The following is a 13,933-nucleotide window of genomic DNA, read 5'->3' as shown; positions in this document are numbered from 1 at the left end:
ACCAATCACAGTCTTTTAAACTCGCGAGAACGCTTGCCCCCAGGAAAATCAAGGCCTTGCGCCGGTTTAACCCTGGCATCCGTGGTGACTTTTCTTTATCGTACGCGCCCTTTGAAAAACGCTTGGAAGATCAAAATGTTGGAAGCATCCCTCAGCCAATTGGAACAGCTCGTCAGCGACCTGGTGCAACAGAACCAGACCTTGCTGCAGACCAACCAGACCCTGTCCACGGAACTGGCCCAGGCCAAGGATGAAAATGAAAACCTGCAACTGAACCTGATGGAGCAGGAAGAAAAACACGGCGCCACCGCCGCGCGCATTCAGGCGCTGGTTGATCGCGTCAATGCCGGTCCTGTCAGCGCATGAACCACGGCACAGCAGGGGTAAAAGTCATCTCCATTCTCGGCGAGGACTATTCGATCAAGGCACCGGCCGGGGAAGAACAGACCCTGCTGGATGCGGCGATGATGCTCAAGGCAGCGCTGGAAGACACCAAACGCAAATACCCGACGCTGATCGGCGACCGTTTGCTGGTGCTGGCGGCGATGAATCTGTGCTCGCAGCAGATCGAAATGAAGAAGCAGCACAAAGAAGAACTCGAGCGTTATCAAGAGCAAGTCAGCGCCACGGTCGAGACCATTGCCAAGACCATCAGTCAGGGCTGATGAAGTTGCGCACAACCAGGGAATAGATTGTCGGTTGGCTTGTATACAATCGGCACGGCTGTTGCAGTGTTTCGGCCACTTATTCCTTGGGGGTGCTCCATGCAGTGGTGGCGACGCAGTATTCAGTGGCAGTTGATTCTCGGCATGGGCGCGGCCCTGCTGATCAGCATCGTGATTGTGGTTGGCATTTATACCCTGGTGGTCAACCGCCTCGCCCAGAGCTATCTGGTCGAACAAGCGCTGCCGTCGAGCATTGAAGCGACGCGCAACGATATCGAACGCATCCTGGTGCAACCGCTCACCGCCGCCAAGGACATCGCCAGTAACACCATGGTGCGTGACTGGCTGGCGACAGGCGAGGACAGCAGCAAAACTGCGCTCTTCGCGCAGTATCTGGAAGGCATCCGCGCCGAACACAAGGCCTTCACTGCGCTGATCATCGGCACCGAATCCAATCACTACATCACCGAAAAAGGCCTGGACCGCACCCTCAGTCGCGCCAAACCGGCCGACGCCTGGTTCTATTCCTTTCTCGACAGCAATCAGCCGCGCACCCTCAATATCGACAACGACGGCGCCACTGGCGAGCTGGCCCTGTTCATCGATCTGAAGGTCGAGCAGGCCGGCAAAGTTGTCGGGGTCGCCGGGCTCGGGCTGAGCATGAAAGAGCTGTCGGAGCTGATTCACAACTTCAGTTTCGGCGAGCGCGGCAAAGTCTATCTCGTGCGTTCCGATGGTTTGATTCAGGTCCATCCTGAGGCGCAGTTCAGCGGCAAACGCACCTTGACCGAGCAGATCGGTGCCAATGCGGCACAAGCGCTGATGGGGCACAAGGATGCGGTCAACAGCAGCTTCCAGCGCGACGGTGAAGACTTCCTCGCCTTCAGCCTGCCGCTGCGCGATCTCGGCTGGACCCTGGTGGCCGAAGTGCCGCAGTCGCAGATCTACGCCGAAGCACGGAAAGCGATGTGGATGAGTGGCGGCATCGGTCTGGTGGTGGCGTTGGTCTGCCTGGCGTTGGTGGTGTGGCTGGCGCAGGGGCTGGTGCGACCGATTCGACAAGTAACACGGGCACTGGTGGCCATCGGTAGCGGTGGTGGAGATTTGACTCACCGGTTAGATTCCAGCCGTGCCGATGAGTTGGGTGACCTGGCGCGCGGCTTCAACCGTTTCCTCGACAGCCAGCGCGCGATGATCGGCGAAGTGCTGACCACCAGCGAGCGCCTGCGCACGGCCGTAGGGCAAGTGGCGACGGTGGTGGACAACACCGCCGAGCGTTCCGGCCGGCAGCAGGAAATGACCGACATGGTAGCCACCGCCGTCCACGAAATGGGCCTGACCGTGCAGGAAATCGCGCAGAACGCTGGCAACGCCGCGCTTGCCTCGCAAACCGCGCGCGATGAGGCGTTGCAGGCACGGGAAGTGGTCGGTGGCTCGATCCGTCATATCGAAAGCATGTCCGATGAGATCGGCTTAGCGGCGGGCGCAGTGGGTGAGCTGGCGCAGCAAGTGGCGTCGATCGATTCGGTGCTGGCGGTGATTCGTGGCGTTTCCGAACAGACCAATCTGCTCGCACTCAACGCCGCCATCGAAGCTGCCCGCGCTGGCGACATGGGCCGTGGCTTCGCGGTGGTCGCCGATGAAGTGCGCACCCTCGCGCGCAGGACCCAGGCCTCGACCGACGAAATTCACCTGATGATCGGCAGCCTCAAGCAAGGCGCGGAGAACGCCGTGTCTTCGATGCGCACCGGCCAGGCCGCGACGGGTACCGGGGTTGAATCGAGCCAGCGTACCGGCGCGTCGCTGACGGCGATCACCGGCCAGGTTGAGCGCATCAGCGATATGAACCATCAGGTGGCGACGGCAACCGAAGAGCAGTCGGCGGTGACTGAAGAGATCAACCGCAACGTGCAGGGGATTTCCGATCTGGCACGGGCGACGGCGGGGGAGGTTCGTGCGTGTCGTGAGGATTGTCAGATGTTGCAGCGGCTGGCGGATGATCTGGCGCCGCAGATGGGTGGGTTCAAGTTGAGTTGATGCTCCGTCAGCTCGTGCCTCTTCGCGGGCAAGCCCGCTCCCACAGGGTTCTGGGGTGTTCACGCATCATGAACACGCCGCAATACCTGCGGGAGCGGGCTCGCCCGCGAAGACGGCATCAGCCACTACGCATAATCCGGATCAGAACCACTCCTCCCGCATCCCCAGACACGTATCGTCCCGCGCCTCCAGCAAGTCCAGCTCATGCTGGCAACCCGGCACTTCCCACGTGAGGAAATACCGCGCCGCCTGCAACTTGCCCTTATAGAAGTCGACATCCGCCGAATTGCCTTTGGCCAGGCCTTCCTCGGCGCGGATCGCCTGCTCCAGCCAGCGCCAGCCGATCACTGCGTGGCCGAACACTTTCAGGTACAGCGCCGAGTTCGCCAGGCTGCTGTTGACCTTGCCTTGGGCCAGATCGGTGAGCAGGCCGATGGTCACGGTTTGCAGGCGGGCCACGAGTTTTTCCAGCGGTTCGCGCAGGGTGGTCAACGAGTCGTAGGCAGTGGCACGTTCGGCCGTGTTGGCGATCAATCGAATCAGTTGCTTGAGACCGGCGCCACCGTTCTGCGCCAGTTTGCGCCCAAGCAGATCCAGCGACTGGATGCCGTGAGTGCCTTCGTGGATCGGGTTCAGGCGGTTGTCGCGGTAGTACTGCTCCACCGGGTACTCACGGGTGTAGCCGTGGCCGCCAAGAATCTGGATCGCCAGTTCGTTGGCTTTGAGGCAGAACTCCGAAGGCCAGGATTTGACGATCGGCGTCAGCAGATCCAGCAGCTCATGAGCCTGTTTGCGTTCGGCTTCGGTTTCCAGCGTGGTGGTGTCATCGAACAAGCGCGCGGCATACAGGCCGAGGTCAAAAGCCCCTTCGACGTAGGATTTCTGCGTCAGCAACATGCGTCTGACATCTGCGTGCTGAATGATCGCCACCGGCGCTGTGCTCGGATCCTTGCTGTCCGGCACCCGACCCTGCGGCCGCTCGCGGGCGTATTCCAGCGAATACAGGTAACCGGCATAGCCGAGCATGACCGCGCCCATGCCGACGCCGATCCGCGCTTCGTTCATCATCTGGAACATGTAGCTCAAACCATGGTGCGGCTTGCCTACCAGATAGCCGACGCACTCGCCGTTATCGCCGAAGTTCAGCGCCGTCGATGTGGTGCCGCGCCAGCCCATCTTGTGGAACAAGCCGGCGAGCAGCACGTCGTTGCGCTGGCCGAGGCTGCCGTCGTCGTTGACTAGAAACTTCGGCACGATAAACAGCGAAATACCTTTCACCCCCGGTGGGGCGTCGGGCAGTTTGGCCAGAACCATGTGCACGATGTTTTCCGACAGCGGGTGATCGCCGCCGGAAATGAAAATCTTGTTGCCCTTCAGGCGATAGGTGCCGTCGGATGCAGGTTCGGCGCGGGTACGAATGTCCGACAGCGATGAACCGGCATGGGGCTCGGTTAGGGCCATGGTGCCGAAGAAACGTCCGTCGATCATCGGTTGCAGGAAGCGCTGTTTCTGCTCTTCGCTGCCAAAGCTCTCGATCAGATTGGCCGCGCCCATGGTCAGGAACGGGTACGAGGTCGACGCTGCGTTGGCGGACTGAAAGTGCGCGAAGCAGGCCTGCGACAGCAGGGTCGGTAATTGCATGCCGCCCGCTTCAAAACTGCGTGCGGCGTTAAGAAATCCGGCCTCGAGAAAGGCATCCACCGCTGGTTTCACTTCGGGAATCAGAATGGCCTGGCCGTCTTCATAGCGCGGCTCGTTTTCATCGCCCTTGCGGTTGTGCGGGGCGAAAAACTTTTCGGCGATATTGCGCGCGGTGCCAATGGCGGCGTCGAAGGTTTCGCGGTTGTGCTCGGCAAAGCGCTCACGCCGGGTCAGGCCCTCGGCATCGAGGACTTCGTACAGCTCGAAAGCCAGATTGCGGGAACTGAGCAGCGTCTCGGACATGGCGGCCTACCTGGAAATTGGGGTTGGGCCGAGTCTAGGCGTGCTGATAAAGACTGAACAGGATGATTGATAAGCGTGATGTTGGAGCCGCGCGCGGACTTAACAGGCGCCGAAAACAACTGTGGGAGCTGGCTTGCCAGCGATGGCGGCAGTTCATTCAACATTGATGGTTGACTGAAAAATCGCTATCGCTGGCAAGCCAGCTCCCACAGGGATTGTTGCTATGCCGGGCACCTATGCAGGTGCCCGGTTTATCGGTTTTAACCGATCGTCATCAAGCTGGCATTACCCCCCGCCGCAGCGGTGTTGACGCTCAATGCCCGTTCGATCACCAGACGCTCCAGGGCAATGTTGGTCTCGCCCTGGGACAGGCCCTGCACGCCAACGATCGCGCCGCCACGCTGGGCGATCTGCTGGCAGACGCCGCGCAACTGGTCGGAGTGGCCGTGATGCAGCACGGCATCGAACACCACTTCGTCCTTGTTCCAGTCGGCAACGCGTTTGATCCGCGCCTGCACTTCCTTCGGCAGGCGGGCAAACAACGCCTTGGTCAGCTCGGTTTCCGGCCAAACCGCCGAACCGCCCACTGCCAGCACCGCCGCCAGTTGCGTCAGCAGATCACCTTCAACTTCCGCCAGGCACAGCACGTGTTCGCGCGGCAGGATCGCGTAGCTGTTTTTCTCGCCGGTCGGGCCGGCCAGCACGCGGGTGATGCCGCTCTGCGATTGCGCTGCGTATTGCCCGCACAGGGTGCTCAGGTCGGCGAACTTGTTGTTGTCGGCCCAGGCTTTCAGCGCGTTCAACGATTGGCTCATGGCATCGCGCAAGCGCACGTCCGGGGCGACGATGGCGTCACCGCGGGCGAAGGATTGTTCGATGGCGTCGGCAGGACGCGTCGACAGCAGGCGGTACAGATACAGCGGGCCACCGGCTTTCGGGCCAGTACCCGACAGGCCTTCGCCGCCGAATGGCTGCACGCCGACCACGGCACCAACGATGTTGCGGTTGACGTAGACGTTACCGGCGTTGACGTTGTCGATCACCTTGGCGATGGTCTCGTCGATGCGCGTGTGCACGCCCAGCGTCAGGCCGTAACCGGAGGCGTTGATCTGGCCGATCAGTTGATCCAGCTCTTTGCGCTTGTAGCGCACCACGTGCAGTACCGGGCCGAAGATTTCGCGTTGCAGTTCGTCGAAGCTTTCCAGCTCGATCAGGGTCGGCATGACGAAGGTGCCGCGCTTGACCTCTTCACTGTCGGCAATCGCCACCTGGTAAACATTGCGACCTTTATCGCGCATGCCCTGGATGTGCTTGTCGATGCCCGCCTTGGCTTCGGCGTCGATCACCGGGCCGATGTCCACGGACAGACGCTCCGGGTTGCCGAGACGGCTTTCGGCCATGGCACCTTTGAGCATTTCGATGACGCGATCGGCGGAATCTTCCTGCAGGCACAGCACGCGCAGTGCCGAGCAGCGCTGACCGGCGCTGTCGAAGGCCGACGACACCACGTCGATCACCACTTGTTCAGTCAAAGCCGAGGAATCGACGATCATCGCGTTCTGGCCACCGGTTTCGGCGATCAGCGGAATCGGACGGCCCTGGCTGTCGAGACGGCCAGCGATGTTGCGTTGCAGCAAGCGCGCAACTTCGGTGGAACCAGTGAACATCACGCCTTTGACGCGCTCATCGCCAACCAGACCGGCGCCGACGGTTTCACCGCGCCCCGGCAGCAGTTGCAGCACGCCTTCCGGGATGCCGGCTTCGAGCATCAGGCGCACGGCTTGAGCGGCGACCAGCGGAGTCTGCTCAGCCGGTTTGGCCAGTACCGGGTTACCGGCAGCCAATGCCGCAGCGACCTGGCCGCTGAAGATTGCCAGCGGGAAGTTCCACGGGCTGATGCACACCACCGGACCGAGTGGGCGGTGGGCGTCATTGCTGAAATCGTTGCGCGCCTGCACTGCGTAGTAACGCAGGAAGTCGACCGCTTCGCGGACTTCGGCGATGGCGTTGGCGTAGGTCTTGCCGGCTTCGCGAGCCAACAGGCCCATCAGCGGCTGAATCTCGCCTTCCATCAAGTCAGCGGCACGTTCCAGGATCGCCGCACGTTCGGCCGGCGGGGTGGCCTGCCAGATCGGCGCGGCGTTCAGCGCGCATTGAATGGCGTTGTCGACGTCTTCGACGGTCGCTTCTTGAACGTGACCGACCACATCGCGGTGATCGGACGGGTTCAGCACCGCGACCGGCGTTTCGTTGCTGGAGGCGCAACCGAGCATCGGCGCGGCTTTCCAGTCGTAGTGCGCGGTGGCGAGCAGGGCGCAGGACAACGAGGCCAGACGATGTTCGTTGGCCATGTCGATGCCGCTGGAGTTGGCGCGCTCGGCACCGTACAGGTCACGCGGCAGCGGAATGCGCGGGTGCGGCAGGCCGAAACCGCCTTCCACGGTGGCCATCTGCTCGATCTGTGCCACCGGATCGGCCACCAGTTCCTGGATCGAAATCGACTGGTCGGCGATACGGTTGACGAACGAGGTGTTAGCACCGTTTTCCAGCAGACGACGCACGAGGTACGCCAGCAGGGTTTCGTGGGTGCCGACCGGTGCGTACACACGGCACGGACGGTTCAGCTTGCCTTCGGCAACCTTGCCTACAACTTGTTCGTAGAGCGGTTCACCCATGCCGTGCAGGCACTGGAACTCGTACTGGCCCGGGTAATAGTTCTGACCGGCGATGTGGTAGATCGCCGACAGGGTGTGGGCGTTGTGCGTGGCGAACTGCGGGTAGATGACTTCCGGTACCGACAGCAGTTTGCGTGCGCAAGCAATGTAGGAAACGTCGGTGTACACCTTGCGGGTGTAGACCGGATAGCCTTCCAGACCTTCGACCTGAGCGCGTTTGATTTCGCTGTCCCAGTACGCACCTTTCACCAGGCGGATCATCAGGCGATGACGGCTGCGGCGGGCCAGATCGATCACGTAGTCGATCACGTACGGGCAACGCTTCTGATAAGCCTGGATAACGAAACCGATGCCGTTCCAGCCAGTCAGCTGCGGCTCGAAGCACAGGCGCTCGAGCAGATCCAGCGACAGCTCGAGGCGGTCGGCTTCTTCGGCGTCGATGTTCAGGCCGATGTCGTATTGCTTGGCCAGCAGGGTCAGCGACAGCAGGCGCGGGTACAGCTCGTCCATCACCCGCTCGTACTGCGCACGGCTGTAACGCGGGTGCAGTGCCGAAAGCTTGATGGAAATGCCAGGGCCTTCATAAATCCCACGGCCGTGAGAGGCTTTGCCGATCGAATGGATCGCTTGTTCGTACGACGCCAGGTATTTCTGCGCGTCGACTTCGGTGAGTGCCGCTTCACCGAGCATGTCGTAGGAGTAACGGAAGCCCTTGGCTTCGAACTTGCTCGCATTGGCCAGCGCTTCGGCGATGGTTTCGCCGGTAACGAACTGCTCGCCCATCAGGCGCATGGCCATGTCGACGCCCTTGCGGATCATCGGCTCGCCGCTCTTGCCGATGATGCGGCTCAGCGACGAAGTCAGGCCGGCTTCGTTGTGGGTGGAGACCAGTTTGCCAGTCAGCAGCAGGCCCCAAGTGGCGGCATTGACGAACAGCGAAGGGCTGTTGCCCAGGTGCGGATGCCAGTTGCCGGTGCTGATCTTGTCGCGGATCAGCGCATCGCGGGTGCCTTTGTCCGGGATGCGCAGCAGCGCTTCGGCCAGGCACATCAGCGCCACGCCTTCCTGGGACGACAGGGAGAATTCCTGCAACAGACCCTGAACAATGCCCGCACGACCGCCGGCACTTTTCTGGTTACGCAGTTTTTCGGCGATGGTCGCCGCGAGTTTGTTGGTGGCTTCGGCCATCGGTGCCGGCAGGCGCGCCTGCTCGATCAGCATCGGCACCACTTCCGGCTCAGGGCGGCGGTAGGCGGCGGTGATCGAAGCACGCAGAACCGATTGCGGCAGGATGCTTTCAGCGAATTCGAGGAAGCATTGGTGAGCGTGATCGGTCTGCACTTCGCCTGCGTCATCGGCGTCTTTGGCGGTCAAACCGTTCAACTCGGTCAGGGTTGCACCACCCTCGAGTTTTTCCAGGTAATTGAAAATTGCCTGCTTGATCAGCCAGTGCGGCGTGCGATCAATCGAGGTTGCGGCAGCCTTCAGGCGCTCGCGGGTCGGGTCATCGAGTTTGACCCCAAGGGTGGTGGTAGCCATATTTTTATCCTCATGGTTGCCACAGTTGCGTGGCATCAGCTGGCCGCAAGATTAGCCGTGCGTTGAATGAGGTGCAACCGGGTGCAACCCTTTTTTTGCCGGAATAATACGCAGCTCGTCAGGAAATATTTTCTGGTACGAAAGTGCTGTTCCTGCTTGGTGCTTTTGCTTCTAGCAAAGAGCCATGACTGCGACAAAAGGGAGCAAAAACGGGGCGATCGTCGATTAATCCGGATGGGTGCAACTAATTCTCGCGAAACTGGTTGCACCTTATTTGCTTTGTTGCATAGCATTCGCCGCCAAGGTGCAACCGGGAATAACCCGGTGCATCGGCTGATGGCTTTCCTGGGGAAACATCAGTCTTAAATGCGCGGGATCCCGGATCGTCTGCCAAACGTCGTCGTTTGCGAGCGGTTCACCACCGCCGCTACATAAAAACAAAGCCAGGGCGTAACTCAATGAGCGTAAGCAATCCAACCCTGATCACGTTCGTGATCTACATCGCAGCAATGGTGCTGATCGGCTTGATGGCCTATCGCTCCACCAACAACCTTTCCGATTATATTCTCGGTGGTCGCAGCCTCGGCAGCGTCGTCACCGCGCTGTCTGCCGGTGCCTCCGACATGAGCGGCTGGTTGCTGATGGGCCTGCCGGGCGCCATCTACATGTCCGGTCTGTCCGAAAGCTGGATCGCCATCGGCCTGATCGTCGGTGCCTACCTGAACTGGCTGTTTGTCGCCGGCCGTTTGCGTGTGCAGACCGAGCACAACGGCGATGCCCTGACTCTGCCGGATTACTTTTCCAGCCGTTTCGAAGATAAAAGCGGCTTGCTGCGGATCATCTCGGCGGTCGTGATTCTGGTGTTCTTTACCATCTACTGCGCTTCCGGCATCGTCGCCGGTGCCCGTCTGTTCGAAAGCACGTTCGGCATGACCTACGAAACGGCGCTGTGGGCCGGTGCTGCGGCGACGATTGCCTACACCTTCATCGGCGGTTTCCTCGCGGTGAGCTGGACCGACACCGTACAAGCCACGCTGATGATCTTCGCGCTGATCCTTACGCCGATCATCGTCCTGCTGGCCACAGGCGGCGTTGATACCACGTTCCTCGCCATCGAAGCGCAAGATCCAAGCAACTTCGACATGCTCAAAGGCACCACCTTCATCGGCATCATCTCGCTGATGGGTTGGGGTCTGGGCTACTTCGGCCAGCCGCACATCCTCGCGCGTTTCATGGCGGCGGATTCGGTGAAGTCGATCGCCAAGGCGCGTCGCATTTCCATGGCCTGGATGATCCTCTGCCTGGGCGGCACCGTTGCGGTGGGCTTCTTCGGTATCGCCTATTTCTCGGCGCACCCGGAAGTGGCCGGTCCTGTGACCGAGAACCCGGAGCGCGTGTTCATTGAACTGGCGAAAATCCTCTTCAACCCATGGGTTGCCGGTGTACTGCTGTCGGCCATTCTGGCGGCGGTGATGAGCACCCTGAGCTGCCAGTTGCTGGTGTGCTCCAGCGCCCTGACCGAAGACTTCTATAAAGCCTTCCTGCGCAAGTCCGCTTCGCAACTGGAGCTGGTCTGGGTCGGTCGTGCCATGGTGCTGCTGGTAGCCCTGATCGCTATCGCGCTGGCTGCCAACCCGGAAAACCGCGTACTGGGCCTGGTGTCCTACGCCTGGGCCGGTTTCGGTGCTGCATTCGGTCCTGTGGTGCTGATTTCGGTGGTCTGGAAAGACATGACCCGCAATGGCGCATTGGCCGGTATTCTGGTCGGCGCAATCACCGTGGTGGTCTGGAAGCATTTCGAACTGCTGGGTCTGTACGAAATCATTCCGGGCTTCATCTTCGCCAGCCTGGCCATCTACTTTGTCAGCAAGGCGGGTGAGCCGACTCGCGGCATGGTTGAGCGTTTCGAGGCAGCGGAAAAAGACTTCCATCTGAACAAGTGATCGACTGAGCTTCGGCTCACATGAAAACGGCCCGTTTCCTAGAGGAAGCGGGCCGTTTTTTTGTGCCTTAGATTTCTCGAATCCGGTGGAAATCCATTGTGGGAGCGAGCCTGCTCGCGAATGCGATTGATCATTCAATGAATGTGTTGACTCACATGCCGCTTTCGCGAGCAGGCTCGCTCCCACAGGGTGGGTGGCAGGTTTGATTGAATTGTCTGTAGTCGAACGGCCGAATTAACAAGGTCGTTTCAGCAACCCACGTAGGGCAAATCTGAATTTCCCGTCACCTGTTCAGCACCCCTTGCCCCTCATGCAGAATCGCCCGCCCTCACACTGCAGAGAGACATCGGATGTTCGCGCCTGCCAATCAACCGCGTTTCACGTTGACCCTCGAAGGCGCCCGGCATGACCTCAAAGTCCTTGAGTTCACGGGCAGGGAAGCCATCAGCCAACCCTTTCGCTTCGAGCTGGAACTGGTCAGCGAGCGGCCGGACCTGGATCTGGAAAGCCTGCTGCATGGTCAGGCGTTTCTGAGTTTCGATGCTCAGGGTTGCGGTATTCATGGTCAGATTTATCAGGTCGGACAGGGTGATTCCGGGAAACGTCTGACACGCTATCACCTCAGCCTTGTCCCGCGTCTGACGTATCTGGGGCATCGCATCAACCAGCGTGTTTTTCAGCATCAGAGCGTGCCGCAAATTGTCACGCAGATCCTCAAAGACCATTCGATCCTGCGCGATGCCTTTGAATTTCGCCTGGGCAGCGAATATCCGGAGCGCGAATACTGCGTGCAATACGCCGAAAGCGATCTGGCCTTTATCCAGCGCCTGTGTGCCGAAGTCGGCATTCATTACCATTTTCAACACAGCCCCGAAGGCCATTTGCTGGTATTCGGCGACGACCAGACCGTGTTCCCCAAGCTGCCCGCGCCAACGCTGTATTTGCCGGGTAGCGGCATGTCGGCGGGCGCGCCGGCGATTCAGCGTTTCAATGTGCGCGTGGAAACCCGTACCAGCGTCGTCACCCGGCGCGACTACAACTTCGAAAAACCACGCCTGTCTCTGGAAAGTCGCAGTGACGGCGAGCAGCGTCCGGTGCTGGAGGACTATCTCTTCCCCGGCCAATTCAGTGATCGTGAAACCGGCAAACAGCTGACTCGGCGAGCGTTGGAACGGCACGTCGCCGATTACCGTCAGGCCGAGGGCAGCAGCGACGAATCCTCACTCGTCTGCGGGCATTTTCTGCAACTCACCGAGCACCCGCGCAGCGACTGGAATGATCTGTGGTTGCTCACCTGTGTCGAGCATCGCGGCCGTCAGCCGCAGGTGCTGGAGGAATCGGTGACCAGCGATGGCGAATCCTTCCAGGGCTACCGCAATACTTTCGTCGCCACGCCGTGGGACGTGGTCTTTCGTCCGGCACTGTGCCCGGAAAAACCGCGCATGTCGGGCTACCAACCTGCCGTGGTCACCGGCCCGAAAGATCTGGAAATCCATTGCGATGAATATGGCCGGGTCAAAGTGCAACTGGCCTGGGACCGTGATGGCGAATTGAACGAGCACTCCAGTTGCTGGCTGCGCGTCGCGACCGGTTGGGCTCACGATCACTATGGCAGCGTGTTGATTCCGCGCGTCGGCATGGAAGTGCTGGTCGGCTTCATTGATGGCGATGCCGACAAGCCGCTGGTCATGGGTTGTTTGCCAAATGCGGCGACCCCTGTGCCGCTGGATCTGCCGGCAGACAAGACCCGAAGCGTGTTCCGCAGCCAGAGCAGTCCCGGCGGTGGCGGTTATAACGAACTGCGCATCGAGGATAAAAAAGGCGCCGAGGAAATCTACCTGCGTGCCCAGCGCAACTGGACCCAGCATGTGCTCAACGACCAGCAGCTGCAGGTCGATAATCAGCGCAGTGTGCTCGTCACCGGCACCGCCCGGCATGAACTCAAGGCCGACGAGCAACGCATCACCCACGGCCAGCGCCAGACCGAAGTCAGGCAGGATGATCATTTGTCCGTGCTCGGCGACCGGCAGGTTCGGGTGAACAGCCAGGCCACCAGCGCCTCGGCGCAGATCCATATCAGCGCAGGCCAGCAAGTGGTCATTGATGGCGGCGCGAGCGCGACGATTCAGGCCGGCGGACAGTGGATCAACATCGGCCCCGGCGGCATTTTCAGCAGCGTGCCGATTGTTGTGGGTGGCGCGCCGATGGCGGCGACCAGCGCTGCGCCTTTGGTGCCGGGCTTGCCAGAGAAACTGGTCGCTGCACCGGCGGCGGTTCTCACCGCCGCACAGATCATGAGTCTCAAAGGTGATGCGCCTTTCTGCGAAGAGTGTGAGCGGTGCAAGGACGGTGTCTGTGCAGCCTGAACAAATGACGCCCGAACAATGGCTGGCGCGGCAACCGCTGCATGCGTCGGAGCAATTGTTCGCAATTTTCAGCCGCGCCAGCGATGCCGATGCTTTCAAAGCCTGGCAGGGCACGGCGAATCCGGTCTGGGCCGAGACCATTTATGCCGAGTGGGACGCGGTGATGCCCTATGTGGGAATTGTCGCTGCGGACAGTGAGTTTTTACGTTGGGTGGCGGAAACGGAATCGCGGGACTGGGGGTGGCTGGCGGTGTCTTCGGCGGATCTTGACGTGCTGGTCGAACATTTCCGCAGCCTGACTCAAGTGCTGATGCCGGACGGTAAAGCGGTGTTTTTTCGCTTTTGGGATGGTCGGTTTCTGCTGCCTCTTTTGCACTCTGACGAGGTCATTCCCGCGCAATGGCTGCCAGTCGTTTCACGAGCCTTGATCAATGGCCAGGCCATTGAAATCGGGGGCCGTGCGCTGGTTTCGGGGCGGGTCTTTCCGTGGTGGAGCGTGCCGCAATCGCTGTTGGCGCAGACTGATGCAAGCGTACGCATCGCCAATGCTTTGCAATGGCTGAGCGAGGAGCAACCGGCCGTGTTCGAGGCGTTTCCCGAGGCTGTTTTGCGCTGCAAGGTCGGGCAGTTTTTCAAATTATCGATGTCGGAAGATTCGTCACGATCGGCGCTTCTGGAGTTTTTGCTGGCAGAGGCAGAGTGAAATTTCGGGGCAAACGCTTCGGACGTTTCCTTCGAATCGCGGCGGCTTTCATGAACTGGTG

Annotated in this window: 8 protein-coding genes and 1 pseudogene; 7 read left to right on the top strand and 2 right to left on the bottom strand. The window is 60.5% G+C overall.

The window, feature by feature from the left end; all coding sequences use genetic code 11:
• The first annotated feature begins 135 nt into the window (after nt 1–135).
• The 4 genes and pseudogenes from OC605_RS22835 to OC605_RS28240 all read left to right on the top strand — a co-directional run bounded on the left by OC605_RS22835 (nt 136) and on the right by OC605_RS28240 (nt 2,702).
• Nucleotides 136–366, top strand: coding sequence for a hypothetical protein (locus OC605_RS22835; protein WP_016772015.1), 231 nt, complete (start codon nt 136–138; stop codon nt 364–366).
• The gene (locus OC605_RS22830) at nt 363–665 is read left to right on the top strand and encodes a cell division protein ZapA (protein WP_039756738.1); all 303 of its coding nucleotides are present in this window, start codon (nt 363–365) and stop codon (nt 663–665) included. The genes OC605_RS22835 and OC605_RS22830 overlap by 4 nt, the downstream gene beginning before the upstream one ends.
• Nucleotides 666–764: 99 nt before the next feature.
• Nucleotides 765–1,835, top strand: a pseudogene (locus OC605_RS28245) (cache domain-containing protein); the annotation flags it as partial.
• A 21-nt stretch (nt 1,836–1,856) separates the two neighbouring features.
• Nucleotides 1,857–2,702, top strand: coding sequence for a methyl-accepting chemotaxis protein (locus OC605_RS28240; RefSeq protein ID WP_410056019.1), 846 nt, complete (start codon nt 1,857–1,859; stop codon nt 2,700–2,702).
• A gap of 141 nt (nt 2,703–2,843) precedes the next feature.
• On the opposite strand, the gene OC605_RS22820 is transcribed toward OC605_RS28240, so the two are convergent.
• Both OC605_RS22820 and putA read right to left on the bottom strand, forming a co-directional pair.
• The gene (locus OC605_RS22820) at nt 2,844–4,646 is read right to left on the bottom strand and encodes an acyl-CoA dehydrogenase (RefSeq protein WP_262139647.1); all 1,803 of its coding nucleotides are present in this window, start codon (nt 4,644–4,646) and stop codon (nt 2,844–2,846) included.
• Between the two features lie 260 nt (nt 4,647–4,906).
• Nucleotides 4,907–8,860 (bottom strand): trifunctional transcriptional regulator/proline dehydrogenase/L-glutamate gamma-semialdehyde dehydrogenase, encoded by a 3,954-nt coding sequence (gene putA, locus OC605_RS22815; RefSeq protein WP_262139645.1) that lies wholly within the window; start codon nt 8,858–8,860, stop codon nt 4,907–4,909.
• Nucleotides 8,861–9,318: 458 nt separating this feature from the next.
• Here putA and putP point away from each other — a divergent pair, with 458 nt between their 5' ends.
• The 3 genes from putP to OC605_RS22800 all read left to right on the top strand — a co-directional run bounded on the left by putP (nt 9,319) and on the right by OC605_RS22800 (nt 13,872).
• Nucleotides 9,319–10,803, top strand: a complete 1,485-nt coding sequence (putP, locus tag OC605_RS22810; protein ID WP_262139643.1) for a sodium/proline symporter PutP — start codon at nt 9,319–9,321, stop codon at nt 10,801–10,803.
• A gap of 350 nt (nt 10,804–11,153) precedes the next feature.
• Nucleotides 11,154–13,169 (top strand): type VI secretion system tip protein TssI/VgrG, encoded by a 2,016-nt coding sequence (gene tssI, locus OC605_RS22805; RefSeq protein ID WP_262139641.1) that lies wholly within the window; start codon nt 11,154–11,156, stop codon nt 13,167–13,169.
• A gap of 4 nt (nt 13,170–13,173) precedes the next feature.
• Nucleotides 13,174–13,872 (top strand): DUF4123 domain-containing protein, encoded by a 699-nt coding sequence (locus OC605_RS22800; protein WP_410056018.1) that lies wholly within the window; start codon nt 13,174–13,176, stop codon nt 13,870–13,872.
• The last annotated feature ends 61 nt before the right edge of the window (nt 13,873–13,933 follow it).

It is taken from the genome of Pseudomonas sp. Marseille-Q5117 (assembly GCF_946901175.1).
Lineage (GTDB): Bacteria > Pseudomonadota > Gammaproteobacteria > Pseudomonadales > Pseudomonadaceae > Aquipseudomonas > Aquipseudomonas iranensis.
The sequence above is the reverse complement of the archived record's forward strand: the minus strand, read 5'-3'. Positions and strand labels throughout refer to the sequence as shown.